18 protein-coding genes are annotated in these 14459 nt (G+C 44.8%); 11 read left to right on the top strand and 7 right to left on the bottom strand.

The window, feature by feature from the left end:
* Window positions 1-5: 5 nt before the first annotated feature.
* Window positions 6-335 carry a flagellar hook-basal body complex protein FliE gene (gene fliE / locus AC0IXI_RS05065; RefSeq protein WP_471682003.1) on the bottom strand — a complete coding sequence of 110 codons (330 nt, stop codon included), beginning with the start codon at window positions 333-335 and terminating at the stop codon, window positions 6-8.
* Between the two features lie 79 nt (window positions 336-414).
* Entirely contained in the window at window positions 415-1434 is a 1020-nt protein-coding gene (locus AC0IXI_RS05060) for a sigma-54 interaction domain-containing protein (RefSeq protein WP_134184326.1), read from the bottom strand.
* Window positions 1435-1904: 470 nt separating this feature from the next.
* On the opposite strand from AC0IXI_RS05060, the gene AC0IXI_RS05055 reads away from it, so the two are divergent.
* The 7 genes from AC0IXI_RS05055 to AC0IXI_RS05025 are packed head-to-tail and all read left to right on the top strand — an operon-like array spanning window position 1905 to window position 8191.
* The gene (locus AC0IXI_RS05055) at window positions 1905-2783 is read left to right on the top strand and encodes a flagellar motor switch protein FliM (protein ID WP_134184328.1); all 879 of its coding nucleotides are present in this window, start codon (window positions 1905-1907) and stop codon (window positions 2781-2783) included.
* Complete coding sequence (locus tag AC0IXI_RS05050; RefSeq protein ID WP_134184330.1) at window positions 2776-3168, top strand: FliM/FliN family flagellar motor switch protein; 393 nt, start codon at window positions 2776-2778, stop codon at window positions 3166-3168. The genes AC0IXI_RS05055 and AC0IXI_RS05050 overlap by 8 nt, the downstream gene beginning before the upstream one ends.
* Window positions 3165-3926, top strand: a complete 762-nt coding sequence (gene fliP, locus AC0IXI_RS05045) for a flagellar type III secretion system pore protein FliP (RefSeq protein ID WP_413499256.1) — start codon at window positions 3165-3167, stop codon at window positions 3924-3926. Before AC0IXI_RS05050 ends, fliP begins: the two co-directional genes overlap by 4 nt.
* The gene (gene fliQ / locus AC0IXI_RS05040; RefSeq protein WP_166671967.1) at window positions 3923-4195 is read left to right on the top strand and encodes a flagellar biosynthesis protein FliQ; all 273 of its coding nucleotides are present in this window, start codon (window positions 3923-3925) and stop codon (window positions 4193-4195) included. Before fliP ends, fliQ begins: the two co-directional genes overlap by 4 nt.
* A gap of 6 nt (window positions 4196-4201) precedes the next feature.
* A complete protein-coding gene (gene fliR, locus AC0IXI_RS05035; RefSeq protein ID WP_134184334.1) occupies window positions 4202-4975 on the top strand; it encodes a flagellar biosynthetic protein FliR in 774 nt (257 codons plus the stop codon).
* Window positions 4975-6108, top strand: coding sequence for a flagellar biosynthesis protein FlhB (gene flhB, locus AC0IXI_RS05030; protein WP_134184336.1), 1134 nt, complete (start codon window positions 4975-4977; stop codon window positions 6106-6108). Before fliR ends, flhB begins: the two co-directional genes overlap by 1 nt.
* Window positions 6095-8191: a flagellar biosynthesis protein FlhA gene (locus AC0IXI_RS05025; protein ID WP_134184338.1), complete on the top strand. Its 2097-nt coding sequence runs from the start codon at window positions 6095-6097 to the stop codon at window positions 8189-8191. The genes flhB and AC0IXI_RS05025 overlap by 14 nt, the downstream gene beginning before the upstream one ends.
* A gap of 35 nt (window positions 8192-8226) precedes the next feature.
* Here the strand turns inward: AC0IXI_RS05025 and AC0IXI_RS05020 are convergent, their stop codons facing one another.
* From AC0IXI_RS05020 to AC0IXI_RS05010, 3 genes are all read right to left on the bottom strand, one after another.
* Window positions 8227-8985, bottom strand: a complete 759-nt coding sequence (locus AC0IXI_RS05020) for an EAL domain-containing protein (protein WP_134184340.1) — start codon at window positions 8983-8985, stop codon at window positions 8227-8229.
* Window positions 8986-9054: 69 nt separating this feature from the next.
* Window positions 9055-9819, bottom strand: a complete 765-nt coding sequence (locus AC0IXI_RS05015) for an EAL domain-containing protein (RefSeq protein WP_471682002.1) — start codon at window positions 9817-9819, stop codon at window positions 9055-9057.
* Between the two features lie 67 nt (window positions 9820-9886).
* Entirely contained in the window at window positions 9887-11422 is a 1536-nt protein-coding gene (locus tag AC0IXI_RS05010; RefSeq protein ID WP_413499259.1) for a sensor domain-containing diguanylate cyclase, read from the bottom strand.
* A 198-nt stretch (window positions 11423-11620) separates the two neighbouring features.
* Here AC0IXI_RS05010 and AC0IXI_RS05005 point away from each other — a divergent pair, with 198 nt between their 5' ends.
* Window positions 11621-12145, top strand: coding sequence for a rhodanese family protein (locus AC0IXI_RS05005; RefSeq protein WP_134184346.1), 525 nt, complete (start codon window positions 11621-11623; stop codon window positions 12143-12145).
* Between the two features lie 83 nt (window positions 12146-12228).
* The gene (locus AC0IXI_RS05000; protein ID WP_134184349.1) at window positions 12229-12408 is read left to right on the top strand and encodes a hypothetical protein; all 180 of its coding nucleotides are present in this window, start codon (window positions 12229-12231) and stop codon (window positions 12406-12408) included.
* A gap of 45 nt (window positions 12409-12453) precedes the next feature.
* Here AC0IXI_RS05000 and AC0IXI_RS04995 read toward each other — a convergent pair whose 3' ends face one another.
* The gene (locus AC0IXI_RS04995) at window positions 12454-12741 is read right to left on the bottom strand and encodes a DUF2623 family protein (RefSeq protein ID WP_064513252.1); all 288 of its coding nucleotides are present in this window, start codon (window positions 12739-12741) and stop codon (window positions 12454-12456) included.
* A gap of 334 nt (window positions 12742-13075) precedes the next feature.
* Here AC0IXI_RS04995 and alaE point away from each other — a divergent pair, with 334 nt between their 5' ends.
* The gene (alaE, locus tag AC0IXI_RS04990) at window positions 13076-13531 is read left to right on the top strand and encodes an L-alanine exporter AlaE (RefSeq protein ID WP_064513254.1); all 456 of its coding nucleotides are present in this window, start codon (window positions 13076-13078) and stop codon (window positions 13529-13531) included.
* A gap of 38 nt (window positions 13532-13569) precedes the next feature.
* Here the strand turns inward: alaE and AC0IXI_RS04985 are convergent, their stop codons facing one another.
* Window positions 13570-13911 (bottom strand): DUF2002 family protein, encoded by a 342-nt coding sequence (locus AC0IXI_RS04985; RefSeq protein WP_064513255.1) that lies wholly within the window; start codon window positions 13909-13911, stop codon window positions 13570-13572.
* 160 nt (window positions 13912-14071) lie between these two features.
* Here AC0IXI_RS04985 and AC0IXI_RS04980 point away from each other — a divergent pair, with 160 nt between their 5' ends.
* Window positions 14072-14398, top strand: a complete 327-nt coding sequence (locus AC0IXI_RS04980; RefSeq protein ID WP_034457412.1) for an ElaB/YgaM/YqjD family protein — start codon at window positions 14072-14074, stop codon at window positions 14396-14398.
* The last annotated feature ends 61 nt before the right edge of the window (window positions 14399-14459 follow it).

Below are 14459 nucleotides of genomic sequence, written 5' to 3'. Positions count from 1 at the left end.
AAACCTTACACAGCCATATTCATGACTTCGTCGAGGGCAGATGTGAGCTTATTGCGCACCTGCACCATCGCCGAAAACGCGACACTGGCTTTCTGGCTTTCCACCATTGCGCCCGTCAAATCATCGCTTAACCCTGTTTCTACGGCGATCTGTTGCGCGGCCGCACTATGCTGTATGGCATCCACACGATTCACGGCTTCGTTCATCATTTGGCTGAACGAACCCGCGGATGAGCCAGAAAGGGAAGAGGCAGAAAATTCACCGCCGATTTGCTGCGCTGGGGCAATAATGCCTTGTGAAGAAGTGAGCATGTTTTGCTGCATTCGTTGCAGCATTGCTCTGCTGCGCAGATGAGAAAGCAACCAACTGAATTTTATCCATTTATTATTTCTTCCTGTGAAGCTTTGAACCCAGTCAGGCGTAAATTCCATCGCCACGCATGGTTGCCAGGCGATAACGTAATGCACGCGGTGTAATGCCCAGTGACTGCGCTGTACGCGATTTATTGCCGTTGTGTTGTTTAAGTAAATCAATAATGTACTGATATTCCGCCAACCGTCCGTGGACTTTCACACCACGAATCGCGTCACAAACTGGAGTGACTAAAGTCGGGCTACCGCTACCCCATGTGTTATTTGCACGGGTATTTTCGTGCGATACAGGCAATGACAAGTCCTGTGCCTGAATCACGTCACTGGAGCTCAGAATCAATCCGCGTTGAATAACGTTTTCCAGCTCGCGAATATTTCCTGGCCATGAATATTTTAATAACGCAAAGCGCGCGTCATCACTGAGTTTTTTATTTTGTAGATGTCTCGACTGATATTTCTTGATGAAATTCAATGCCAACGGAATGATATCTTCTGGTCTTTCACGCAGAGGAGAAACATGAATAGGAACCACAGCCAGGCGATAATACAAATCCTGGCGAAAGCGCCCTTCAGCAATTTCAGTGGTTAAATCTTTATTGGTAGAAGCGATGACACGAATATCGAGGGGGATCTTTTTATGGCTTCCCAGGCGCTCTACTTCCTGCTCCTGCAAAACCCGTAATAATTTAGCTTGCAGGCTCAGAGGCATATCGCCAATTTCATCAAGCAATAAAACGCCATTATTTGCCAGTTCAAACTTCCCCGGCATGCTACTGAGCGCCCCCGTAAAAGCACCTTTTATGTGACCAAATAAAATGGATTCAAGCATCGTCTCAGGAATTGCTGCACAATTTACCGCAACATACGGAGCATTCACACCCACGCTGTAATGATGGATGGTACGTGCGATGCATTCTTTACCGGTTCCTGTTTCACCGGTAATAATGGTTGCAACATTAAATTCGGCTACTCTTTTTGCCAAATTAAAAGCACTCACGCTAGCAGCAGCATGAGCAATAAACCCGTGGCTGTTTGCAATGCTATCCTGAGTTAAACTATCCATATCCAAATCCACAAGTATCTCGTCGCATAAGTGAGAGTCAAAGTGACTAACTGACCATCCCGGTCAATAATGCGTAGGCTATCAATAAAAGTTGGTTTCAAAACCCTAATAAGAATTTTCCCAACAGAAGTATACCTAAGTGCTTATACTTGTCCCCTCATTAATCCCCTTTAAAGAACAATTAACAAAAATCACAATTAAACCCTTTAAAATCAAAAGATTAATAATAAATTAACGCAGATTAATTAACCAAAAACTTAAATAATTAATACATTAATGAGCCGCCAACACTTGAACTAAACATAACCAAAAGACATACTTTACGCCTGTAACATAATGCTGCATACGTAACCTGCAACACGCCAAAAAAAATAGTCACTATGCATAATGATTATTTATTTACTCGTCAGCACAACGCCACATATTAAAGAAGCGTTAACGTAAGCACACTGAATGATAATGGACACATCATGCAGAATGCATCGCATAGAACTCGTGTTTATCAGGCTTCTGATTGTCCTGAACTCACGCGACTGGATGTCAGTAAACTTGGCAGGGCCTATCACAAGATACCCAAAATAATCAGCGCTAAATTTGACAGTATTGAAGCCAGGTTAGGTATTTTCTTTTTAAAGAAATATCGACTCAATGCTCTATTGAACAACCTGACCTTTGATATTGATTATCATTGCAAGAATGCACAGATATTCTCCACACCTTATGGAAGTATTGGCTTCGATATTAATCGCAAGTTTTTACTGAGCATTTTGCATACCTATTATGGACTGAGCAAAGAAGGGAATACTGTCTCTTTAGACCTCAACCAATCGGTAACAAAAACTGAAGACCGGTTAAAAATAAAACTTGGCCAGGAGCTTTTGCAGCTGGCAATGGTCAAGGAAGTATTAAATGAAACGCTTGAACTAAAGAATGATTACACCTCGATTATTCATCAATGGCCTTATTCTGTTCGGTTCTGGCTTGAAGGTTATGATGAATATTGCTTTTCTATATTGCTGGATGCGCATCACGTTGATTTACTTCTTGCCACTTCACGCGCAGATGGCGAAAGCAGTGAGCCTCAGGCTAAGAATCTCTCATCTGAACAAATAGAACATATGTTTACCAATATGCCTTTGACCCTTACGGGCCGTCTGGTATCCATTAATCTCACCGTCGCCCAACTATTAAATATTGGACCAGGTGACATCATTCCCGTTTCGTTGAATGAACCTTTACCGGTTTTTATTGAGAATGAACAGATTTTTAGCTCAGTCGTCGCTGAAGAACGAGGACGGTTATATCTTTCTGAATTTAATGATAAAACTCCAGAGATGAAGTATGAGTGATCAAAATGACCTGTCCATTGATTTTAATCTGGACGAAATCGACCTGCCGGAAACTGCCGGGCATGACGCAGAAATTTCCGCCGCTAAATCTGTGGAGAGGACTGCGACGGAAAGCCGCAGTGAACAACTGCGTAAAATGGCGCTGTTTAGCCGTATTCCGGTAAACCTGACGCTGGAAGTTGCTTCGGTGAGTATTTCATTGGCTGAGCTGATGACCATCAGCAACGACAGCGTGATTGAGCTGGATAAGATGGCGGGTGAACCGCTGGATTTAAAGGTGAACGGCATTCAGTTCGGTAAAGCCGAAGTGGTAGTGCTTAATGATAAATACGGCCTGCGTATCATCGAATTTAGCAACCATGATTTAGGCAAACTGACGCAATGAGTCGCCATTTTCACAGCACTGGCCTGGGGTTATTGTTGTTAACCGGGCTGCTTATTTCGCCTCACCTGCTTGCCGCGAACGGGGATATTACCCTGCTTAGCACCACCAGCAATGGTAGCGGCCAGGATTACAGCGTTAAGGTTGAAATTCTGATTCTGATGACCCTGCTCGGCTTTTTGCCGATCATGGTGCTGATGATGACCTGCTTCACGCGCTTTATTATTGTGCTGGCGATTTTGCGCCAGGCACTTGGTTTACAACAAAGCCCGCCGAATAAAATCCTGACCGGGATCGCGCTGGCTTTGACCATGCTGGTCATGCGCCCGGTGTGGACCACCGTTTATGACCAGGCCATTGTTCCCTATCAGAATGATGCAATTTCGCTTAAAGAAGCACTGACCACCGCTGAGCAACCGCTAAAGAAATACATGCTGGCGCAAACCAGTAAAACCTCTATGGCGCAAATCATGTCGATTGCGGGCGAGAAAGGCGATCCGATGGCAATGGATCTCAGTATCGTGGTACCCGCTTTTGTACTGAGCGAGCTGAAAACGGCCTTCCAGATTGGCTTTATGATTTACATCCCGTTCCTGATTATCGACCTGATTGTCGCCAGTATTTTGATGGCGATGGGGATGATGATGCTGTCACCGCTGATTGTTTCCTTGCCATTCAAACTGATGCTGTTTGTGCTTTGCGACGGCTGGAACCTGATTGTCAGCACGCTGACCACCAGTGTACAAGGAGTTTCGGGATGATGACCATGGACACCGCCGGGGAGATTATGTCCGGTGCCATCTTGTTGGTGCTGATTATCTCTGTGGTGGCGATTGTACCCAGCCTGCTCGTTGGCCTGGTGGTCAGTATCTTCCAGGCTACCACGCAGATTAACGAACAAACCCTCAGCTTTTTGCCGCGCCTGGTTGTTACGTTGCTGGTTCTGGTGGTAGCGGGAAAATGGATGCTGATTAAACTGTCTGATTTCACTATTGAAATTTTCCATCAGGCTGCACGGTTGGTTGGCTAAATCATTATGGGCTTTGACATTCCGACACTGTTCGCCCCGTTGATGGCTGCTTTTCTGCCGTTTGTGCGCATTTTGTCGTTTATCCATTTCAGCCCGGTATTTGATCAACGATCCATTTCCCGGCGCATCAAAATTGGCCTCGCTATTGCGCTTACGGCGGTCATTTCCCCAATGCTGCATCAAGTTGTGGTGCTAACTGAATTGCTTTCGATGCGCAGCGTTGTGCTGATTGGTGAGCAGATCCTGTGGGGCTTTCTGTTTGGTGCCATGTTGCAGTTGGTTTTTGTGGCCCTGCAAACCGCCGGACATATTCTTTCAATGAATATGGGTCTCGGTATGGCGGTAATGAATGACCCCAGTAACGGCAACTCCACCACGGTAATTTCACAAATAATCTTTGTTTATAGCGTGCTGCTTTTTTTCACCATGGACGGGCATCTGCTGCTCGTCACCATAATGTATAAAAGCTTTACCTATTGGCCACCAGGACAAGCAATCACTTCGTTGTCGCTGCAAACCCTGGTTCAAAGTCTCGGCTGGCTGGTTTCCTCATCCGTATTAATCGCGCTACCTACCGGTTTTGTGATGCTAATGGTGCAAGGCTCGTTTGGCTTACTGAACCGTATTTCACCGACGCTGAACCTGTTTTCGTTAGGTTTTCCTATCAGCATGCTGTTTGGCCTGCTGTGCCTTGCATTGATGGTCAGTAATATCCCTGAGCACTATCTCAGCCTGACGAATTACATTCTCAGCAAACTTGATTCGGTAAGGGTTTACTAATGTCAGGTTCGGGAGATAAAAGCGAAAAGGCTACCCACGGCAAGCTTCGTAAAGCGCGCGAAAAAGGGGATATTGCGCGTTCAAAAGATCTGACGATGGCCGCTGGTCTGGTCACATCGCTTATCACTCTGATGATCTTTTTCCCGTTCTACCGCCAGCTGGTTCAGGACTCCTTTTTTTCCGTTGCGACCATGGCGGGAAAACTCAACGACGATGCAGCTCTCGAACAGTTCTTGATGCATCATGTCTGGTTGCTGCTGAAATTCGTTTTGACGTTAGTACCCATTCCGCTGGTTTGCATCATTTCAACGCTGGTACCCGGTGGCTGGATTTTCACACCGAATAAGCTGCTTCCCGACTTCAAAAAGATAAGCCCAATCAGTGGTCTGAAACGTATGTTTTCATCCAGCCACTATGTTGACGTCCTGAAAATGCTGCTGAAATGCAGCGTGCTGATGGCCGTCTTATGGTCGCTGATTCAGGATAATTTGCCTGAATTGCTGGGCTTACAACGCATATGGTTGCGCCAGGGGATTGAAGAAGGTTTGTTGATTCTGCGCCAGTCATTCTGGTGGTTGATCGGCGTGATTATCATCTTCGCTTTTATTGATGTGCCGTTATCTATTTTCATGTTTATGAAAAAGATGCGCATGACCAAACAAGAAGTACGCGATGAACATAAAAATAACGACGGCAACCCACAGGTAAAAGGGCGAATCCGCCAGTTGCAACGGCAAATGGCGCAGGGGCAGATTAATAAAGTCGTGCCGACCGCTGACGTGATTTTAACCAACCCGACCCACTATGCCGTCGCGTTGAAATATGACCCAAATAAGGCGCAGGCCCCTTATATTCTCGCCAAAGGGATGGACGATATCGCCCTGTATATTCGAGAAGTCGCCACTCAAAACCAGATTGAAATCGTTGAGTTTCCACCGCTCGCGCGTGCCATTTATTACAGCACGCGCGTAAACCAACAAATTCCTTCCCAGCTATTTCGCGCCATTGCACATGTACTCACCTACGTGATGCAGATTAAAGAGTGGCGCAATGGACGCAGCGATATAAAGCCGCAATTGAACAAGCATATGGACATCCCAAAAGAGGTAATGAAAACAGATGGCAAACGGTAAATTTACGGGTTACTTCAACCTGATTCGGCGAAGTAACGTGAGTATTCCTCTGTTATTACTTTGCGTGCTGGCTATGATTATGCTGCCACTGTCGCCGTTAATCCTCGATATTCTGTTCACCTTCAATATCGTGCTGGCCGTCATTGTGTTGCTGGTTTCGGTCAACAGTAAACGCCCGCTCGACTTTGCGATTTTCCCGACCATTTTGCTGATTACGACGCTAATGCGTCTGACCCTGAACGTCGCATCCACTCGCGTGGTGTTATTACATGGTCACGAAGGGGAAGGTGCGGCAGGTAAAGTCATTGAAGCCTTTGGCCAGGTGGTTATCGGCGGTAACTTTGTCGTCGGCTTCGTGGTGTTTGTGATCCTGATGATCATTAACTTTGTGGTGGTCACCAAAGGTGCGGAGCGTATTTCCGAAGTCTCCGCACGATTCACGCTTGATGCGCTGCCAGGCAAGCAAATGGCGATTGATGCTGACCTGAACGCAGGCTTAATTAATCAGGAGCAGGCTCGACAGCGCCGCCAGGATGTCTCCGGTGAGGCAGATTTCTATGGTGCAATGGATGGTGCATCGAAGTTTGTGCGCGGCGATGCGATTGCCGGGATTATGATCCTGATAATCAACATTATCGGCGGTATCTGTATCGGTGTATTTGCCCATAATCTCGATGTTGGCCACTCCTTCCAGCAGTATGTTTTACTGTCGATCGGTGATGGTCTGGTCGCGCAAATTCCTTCTCTGCTGCTTTCAACTGCTGCGGCAATTATTGTGACCCGCGTGGGTGACGGTAACGACATCAGCACCGAAATTAACACGCAGTTACTGGCGCGCCCTTCCATTCTCTATACCGCCGCGTTTGTCATGTTCGTGCTGGCTATCGTGCCGGGTATGCCACACATCGCGTTCCTGAGTTTTACCGCACTGCTGATTTTTGCTGGATGGAAACAGAGCAAAAAAGTGGCAGCACCACAGCCGATCATTGAAATTGATGCCATCAATGAAGCAATTTCCCACGACAATCCACCCGTTATTGACTGGGACAGCATTCCTCAGGTGGAACCGATTGGTTTGAATCTGGGCTATAAGTTGGTGACTCTGGTGGATACCACTCGAGGTAGCCCGCTTTCTCAACGTATTCGTGGCGTGCGCCAGGTGATTTCTGAAACCTGCGGCGTACTGTTGCCCGAAATACGGATTCGGGAAAACTTCCGCCTGAAGCCCTCTCAGTACGCAGTTCATATCAACGGTATTCGCATTGCGACCGGTGAAGTGCATGCCGACAAATTAATGGCAATTCCAGGGGCGGAACTGTATGGCGAAATCGATGGGGTGCTCGATACTGACCCTGCTTATGGCATGGCGATTACCTGGATATTACCGGAGCAAAAAGCAAAGGCTTTGAACCTGGGTTATCAGGTGGTGGATTGTGCAAGCGTCGTCGCAACTCACGTCAATAAAATTGCGCGAAATTATTTGCCTGAATTGTTTAATTACGACGACATCACGCATTTGCATCATCGTTTGAGCCAGCAGGCGCCGAAGTTGGCAGAGGATTTAATTGCCCAACTTAACTACAGCCTTTTGCTGCGAGTTTATCGCCAGTTGTTATTAGAGCAGATTTCACTGAAAGACATTAATACCATTGCAGCGACTCTGCTTGAAAGTGCCGCATTAACGAAAGATCCGGTGCTATTAACCTCGGATGTGCGCTTCGCACTGCGCCGCGCCATTATCCATAATATCAACGGAGAAAAGCGCAGCCTTCAGGCTTATACACTGGATAATGAACTGGAAAACATTCTGCTCAACGCCCTCAATCACGCACAGCAAAGTGGAAAAGTTGGACTGGATAACTTCCCGGTTGACCCGAATATTCTGACGCAGTTACAAAACACGATGCCAATGATTCAGGAGCATATGAAAGCGCAAGGTATGGCGCCATTGCTGCTGGTAACGCCACAACTACGCCCGTTAATTTCTCGCTATGGTCGCCTGTTTGCTTCTGGTTTGCATGTGTTGTCTTATAACGAAGTGCCTGATGAAGCGGATCTGAATATTGTGGGGACGCTGGCCTGATGGGTAGCCCAGCGCTAAATATGATGAACGCTGGGCTAGGTACGAATATAACTTTGTACAAAATCTATTTTCTTCAATGGGCGAGAAAATAGAAAACCCTGAGCCAGTTCGACATTGTGTTTTAACAACATCGACGTTTGCGCCATGGTTTCTACCCCTTCAGCAATAATTGAAGCATTATTTTTATGTGCTTCAATTATGAGCTCAGGAGTTTTCTCGTTACTACCATTCTTAAGGCAGCTGCGGTCCAGTTTGATAAAATCGCATGCGGCCTGCGCCAGTTTGTTTTGTACATCATCAATACTGCCCACATCATCCCAGGCAAAAGAAAACCCAGCACTTTGCAATTGCTGAATATTTTTCTCACCACTTTCCGCTAATTCCTCAGCAGATTGCGTTATCTCAAAAATCACAGATTTTGCTGGTATTGCGAATACTTCCTGAAGCGCCATAATGCTTTCTGAAAAGGTTTCATCATTGAGTTGATGGGGTGCCAGATTGATGCTGAGGAAGAAATCAGGTTTGCGCGATAACACTTCTTGTTGTAAAAACTCAAAAGCTTTACCAATGATATATTTTCCGACATTAATAATGCCGTCATTTTCTTCAAGCTGCTGTAGAAATTGCGCTGGCTGAATGATGTTGTGCCGATGCATCCCACGTAATAGCACCTCGGCACCGACACACTGGAAAGATGACAAATTGAAAATTGGCTGGACGTAAAAATCCACTACGTTAGAAAAATCGCTATGGGTTATTTTTCTAAGAATAAAATTTGAGCCAATGTCGCTCATGTTATTACCTCTTTATAATATGGGCCAGAGAAAAACTACAAACGTGGACTCTCAGCGCGAAAAATGGACTCAGGCACTAATATATTTCTGTGCAAAAACTTGTTTGTTTACAGGCGGGGAATAATAGTATCCCTGACAAGCAGTAACGCCTTGTTCGAGCAACCAATCTCGCTGCCAGGCATATTCCACACCCTCGGCAACCAGCTGTAATTTTTTGGTCTTACATAACAAGATGATTTCACGAGCCTGCGGCAAACACTCTTCATTGAGCAGGCTACGGTCGAGCTTAATGACATTGCTGCAAAATTCACGGCTGTTTTTGCTCAAATCATCGAGATGACTAATATCATCCCAGGCAATCACAAAACCTTGTTGCTGCAACCAGCTGGCATTCTGCCGGCCTTGTGAACTAAGAGAAATATCTGTTTCAGTAATCTCAATGGTCACTTTGTGGCTTGGATACCCTGTTGCATCAGTAATACTTTTAATTTTCTCAACGACACTGCGATCGTTGATTTCGATAGGCGAAAAATTACTACTGATGCTGAAATTATCCTGTTGGTGGAGGTCATGTTCTTTACTGAACTGAATAGCTCGTTGCAGTACGTAAACCCCGACCTTACGAATATCTTTATTTTGTTCCAGCAGACCAATGAAGCGGTCCGGGAACACAAGCTTGCTCTCAACTCTCCCACGCACTAACGCCTCAGCACCCACACATTGGCCATCAACCATGTTAATAATCGGCTGCAAATAAATGACGAGAGACTGCTCAGGATTCCCCTGAGAAATATTAGCCAGTATCTTTCTGACATCCTCATTATCAACCGTCATTTTATTTTCCTTCCATGATTAAGACTAAATATGAAGCGGCCCATTCCTGCATAATTCACCTCACTATTTAGTCAGTTGCAGTGTAAATCGCATTTTTCCCTGAGTGCTTCGCCTCATACAACGCTTTATCTGCTTTGGTTATAATATCCTGTGCACTTTCACCTGGCTGCCAACGCGCGATGCCACAGCTAAAAGTTACATTCAATGTGGTTTCTCGCCATTGCCGCTGGCATATGGTAATGCGCCATGTTTCCAGCAAGTCAAAGTAGACATCGTATTCCCCGCCATGGAACAGCACGACCAATTCTTCCCCACCAAAACGATAAATATCATAGTCCGGCTCGATTATAGATTTACCAACCTTACTGACATATTTAAGCACCGAATCACCTACAGTGTGACCAAACGTATCATTGATACTTTTAAAATTATCCAGATCCAGGATTGCCAGATAGAATGGGGAATTGCAATCAATCAACTCAGCCATTCGGTCATCAAATTTACGCCGGGTTCCAATTCCGGTTAAAGCATCTTCACCCGAAATACGGCGAACTTCTTTAAGTTCAACCTGGCTATTTTTTATTTTAGTATAGATTTTTTCCAGATCCTGCGTTTGGCCATCATAACTAATGCCGTTGACGCCCATATACAGACGGCCAATTATCTCTCTGATGTATACACGACATAAGCAAAGCAAAATTACATATATGATTAGGCATACTGAAATGATGTATATCAATGATTGTGGAGCATCATTAATAAATTCATTATATTTTTCGTCATCAACAATCGTAAATGCTAACCAATATGGATCGGTAAAAGAGCGGTAATAAATATGTTTCTTTGTTTCTTCATCATAAAAATGGCCTTCTAAATCAATGGATTTTTCAACCCATTTTAATGGCACTTTTTGACGAAAAATATCTTTAATATTTGCATTCATAATGACAGTGCCATCTTTTGAGGCGACTAAAAACTTCCCCTCAAAAGGAACCACCACATTTATCAAGGCAGAACTCATGGTATCCATATCCAAGTCAAAACCTATGTTTCCATATTTTTGTAGTTCTTCATCAAACAGGTTCATACTCACGGTGATAGTACGAACTTCAGGATCACTAGACTCAGCAAGGACATCTGAATAAGGCTCAGAATAATGAATACCTTTTTGGTTTTTAAGACTTGGATACCAGGGGCGTTTACTTGGTATGAAATCATCTCGTTTTATTTCTGGGTATGTACGGTAATTATCTTTGATATCAGAAATAATAGCCGTATCAAAAAAAGATAATGTATTAACAATTGATGCAATAATTGAATGAAGGATTCCTTTCTCTTCATTAATAAAAACCTGAGTGCCGGCATATGTCATTCGGCTATTCAGAATCTGGAATACAATATCAATCTCTTCTAACTGGCGATTAACACTTTCCATTGCTGTATTATGTGTAAATCGCGTCAGGTTATTTTCAAAAACTTCTATATTATTTTTATGTATATTAGCAAATGACCAAATAGAAACCATCATAAAAGGAATTAACATCACCAAAAATAATACGGTCAGTAAACGGTTCACTGTGCCTGACTTTTTACTAACTTCCATGTCTGAAATCCACTTAACAATGCCATAACCCGATACTGATGCCTTGACGCCAGATCTTCACACTTCATCAAAACAAAACGACTCATGAACTCAAATTCTTAAATTTGCCGATCAAAAAACTCCAAAAAACCGTGCATTCTTTTTTGTTTTATCGTCTCCTTAACTCAGTAAAAGCACTCTATTGCCAATAGGAACAACATGACTATCGAGACTATTTCCCCGGTACAGGCCAAAATTCTGGTCGCTCAAGGAGCCGCGTTGATTGATATCCGCGAGCGGGACGAACATGCCCGTGAGAATATCCCTGAGGCGCATTTACTCTCGCTTTCGGCCATCGAAAACGGTGACCGCCTTGGCCCATTCGACCCTTTCGATACCGTGATTTTTCATTGCCAATCCGGCATGCGCACCACGCAAAATGCCCAAAAGCTGGCTGATGCTGTGGCTCCGGCGAAAGTTTTGATCCTCACTGGTGGGTTGGATGCCTGGAAGAAAGACGGGCAGGAAATTCTGGCGGATAAATCACAACCATTACCTTTGATGCGCCAGGTACAAATTGCTGCGGGTACGTTGGTGCTTGCAGGCGTAGTGCTGGGTTATGCAGTACATCCGGGTTTCTTCTTACTTTCAGGATTTGTGGGTGCAGGTTTGCTCTTTGCAGGTATAAGCGGCTTTTGTGGCATGGCACGTCTGCTAGAAAAAATGCCGTGGAACAAACGTTAGGTTAAATCGACATGTATCCTGCCGCTTTGGGCTATGGTTAACGATAGACGTTGTTTATTTATCTTCGTTGAAAGAGGAAAACTATGTTCAAAGCAGGCGATCTGGTGCAGCCCAAAAAAGGCGGCCCAAAATATGAAGTTCTGGATGTTCAGGGAGATACTCTGTTCTGTACGCCCAGAAGCATTTTGACAGGCGAAACAGTCACCTTAAAGGCAGAAGACGTTGCGCTGTATAAAGAAGATGACGATTTTGGCGTTTGCTAATGCTTATCTCAGGCGGGTCTTGTTTTGCCCGCCGAAAAACTATTATCAGTAACCTCTTTCATAACCTGCAAAAAAGCATTTCACTGCAGTATCAGCATTCACTTCTTTGAAAAAATCTGCCACCAGTTCTTTGTCGAGGTTGTAGCGACGAGTCAAGACCCCAGCTTCCCATGCAGCGCGTTGGCGGTCGCCCGTTTGTTCTGAAATACGATGGCTAAACCCCAGCACAAACCCGCGTTTGTAGTCCGAGCAAAAGCGAGTCACCCTGGTGACACTGTCAGCTTCACGGGCTTTCAGCCCTGCCATCAATCCCTTTCCAAAATGATTATCCACTTGAATGCTCCTGTTGATCACATCGCTATATAACAAATTATATAACGAATTTTCAGGCCCTGGATAGCCTTAAAAATGAGGCTATGCATGAAAAATTTAAGATAATGATTTTAAATGAAAAATTAATAGCCAAACGACAAAATCAGGAAACTCTGTCTGATATGTCTCATTTAGCGGATTTTATTGACAAAATGCCTTTAAATAAAAATTTATCACTAATTGTCGAATTGCACGCAGGGATATAATCTAGCTGACATAAACAAATCATTTATTAGCACTGCCATTAGCACTCAATGGCAGTGTATATCGCTAATTATCATGCGGAGTTAGAATAATGTTTTCTCCTGAGTCACGCCTGCGCCATGCAGTCGCAGATACTTTTGCGATGGTAGTGTATTGCTCGGTTGTGAACATGATGATTGAAATCTTTCTCTCAGGCATGAGTTTTGAGCAATCACTCTCTTCGCGCCTGGTCGCCATTCCCGTAAACATTCTGATTGCCTGGCCATACGGTTTTTACCGTGATGCATTTATGCGTTTTACCAAACGCTATAGCCAGGCCAGTTGGGCGAAAAATCTCGCCGATGTACTGGCTTACGTGACTTTCCAGTCACCTGTGTACGTCGCTATTTTGTGGTCGGTTGGAGCAGACTGGAATCAAATAGTCGCGGCGGTAAGTTCAAATATTATCGTCTCGATGCTTATGGGCGCTGCGTATGGCTATTTTCTTGATTATTGCCGTCGTTTATTCCGTATCAGCGGTTATCGAAGCGCAAAAGCAGAGGTGTGATAGCGTTGAGGTGTGAACCCAACAACGCCTCATTCGAATTAGTGCTCGCCAAATAAGCCAGACAAGTAACGTTCCAGGGCGACACGTGAACTAAATCCATGCGGAATACCGTAATGCTGATGGGTTTCACCAGCCAGATAGAGTGGAAATTGCTGATAATGATCGCAGGTTTTTACATCTGTCGCAGGCTCTGCCAGTGTCTGGCTTCGTTCTTTTAACGTGGGGTGAATGATCAAAGCTGTTCGCCCCATCCGCGCCTCACGATTTACATAAACGTAGTTTTCCCCACGCCGGTATCCGTAGGTTTTCGGTGTCACTATATCCATGGTAAAACCGGCTTTTTCAAGAACGCGGGCCACCTCATCAGGTCGTAAATACATATTTTTTCCTCGTCATCTTCTATTGCAGCGCAACCTTACAATAACCAGCATTAGCAACGCTTTCAGATTAGTCCATAAAGACGGTGAAAGAGAGTGAACTGACTCATTACTAAAAATTATGGTCTACACTGAGTAGTACATCGCAAAAAGGGAGAAACCAATGTTTAACCGCGTAAATCGAAATGATGTAGACGAAGGCGTTGATGATATTAACCGTGACGTGAACCAACTGGCTGACACGCTGGAAGAGGTTCTTAAATCGTTCGGTAGCGATGTTAAAGAAGAAGGGGAAGCTGCCCGCAAAAAAGCGGAGTCTCTGCTTAAAGAGACCAGAGCCCGCCTTCATGGTCGCACCCGCGTAAAACAGGCCGCTTGTGATGCGGTAGGTTGTGCCGATACATATGTACGAGATAAACCATGGCAGAGCGTGGGTATCAGCGCCGCTGTAGGTATTTTCATCGGGGCTTTATTAGCTTCCCGTCGATAATCCGAAAAGTGTAGTGATAATAAATATGCGTCTAACCCCGGAGCCACTTCCGGGGTTTTTT

This window comes from Buttiauxella sp. AC038 (genome assembly GCF_979253565.1).
The sequence above is the reverse complement of the archived record's forward strand: the minus strand, read 5'-3'. Positions and strand labels throughout refer to the sequence as shown.

Bases quoted from the DNA above. Each gene is read 5' to 3' on its own strand.
- fliE (WP_471682003.1), bottom strand. From the start codon at position 335: ATGCTGCAACGAATGCAGCAAAACATGCTCACTTCTTCACAAGGCATT.
- AC0IXI_RS05060 (WP_134184326.1), bottom strand. From the start codon at position 1,434: ATGGATAGTTTAACTCAGGATAGCATTGCAAACAGCCACGGGTTTATT.
- AC0IXI_RS05055 (WP_134184328.1), top strand. From the start codon at position 1,905: ATGCAGAATGCATCGCATAGAACTCGTGTTTATCAGGCTTCTGATTGT.
- AC0IXI_RS05050 (WP_134184330.1), top strand. From the start codon at position 2,776: ATGAGTGATCAAAATGACCTGTCCATTGATTTTAATCTGGACGAAATC.
- fliP (WP_413499256.1), top strand. From the start codon at position 3,165: ATGAGTCGCCATTTTCACAGCACTGGCCTGGGGTTATTGTTGTTAACC.
- fliQ (WP_166671967.1), top strand. From the start codon at position 3,923: ATGATGACCATGGACACCGCCGGGGAGATTATGTCCGGTGCCATCTTG.
- fliR (WP_134184334.1), top strand. From the start codon at position 4,202: ATGGGCTTTGACATTCCGACACTGTTCGCCCCGTTGATGGCTGCTTTT.
- flhB (WP_134184336.1), top strand. From the start codon at position 4,975: ATGTCAGGTTCGGGAGATAAAAGCGAAAAGGCTACCCACGGCAAGCTT.
- AC0IXI_RS05025 (WP_134184338.1), top strand. From the start codon at position 6,095: ATGGCAAACGGTAAATTTACGGGTTACTTCAACCTGATTCGGCGAAGT.
- AC0IXI_RS05020 (WP_134184340.1), bottom strand. From the start codon at position 8,985: ATGAGCGACATTGGCTCAAATTTTATTCTTAGAAAAATAACCCATAGC.
- AC0IXI_RS05015 (WP_471682002.1), bottom strand. From the start codon at position 9,819: ATGACGGTTGATAATGAGGATGTCAGAAAGATACTGGCTAATATTTCT.
- AC0IXI_RS05010 (WP_413499259.1), bottom strand. From the start codon at position 11,422: ATGGAAGTTAGTAAAAAGTCAGGCACAGTGAACCGTTTACTGACCGTA.
- AC0IXI_RS05005 (WP_134184346.1), top strand. From the start codon at position 11,621: ATGACTATCGAGACTATTTCCCCGGTACAGGCCAAAATTCTGGTCGCT.
- AC0IXI_RS05000 (WP_134184349.1), top strand. From the start codon at position 12,229: ATGTTCAAAGCAGGCGATCTGGTGCAGCCCAAAAAAGGCGGCCCAAAA.
- alaE (WP_064513254.1), top strand. From the start codon at position 13,076: ATGTTTTCTCCTGAGTCACGCCTGCGCCATGCAGTCGCAGATACTTTT.
- AC0IXI_RS04985 (WP_064513255.1), bottom strand. From the start codon at position 13,911: ATGTATTTACGACCTGATGAGGTGGCCCGCGTTCTTGAAAAAGCCGGT.
- AC0IXI_RS04980 (WP_034457412.1), top strand. From the start codon at position 14,072: ATGTTTAACCGCGTAAATCGAAATGATGTAGACGAAGGCGTTGATGAT.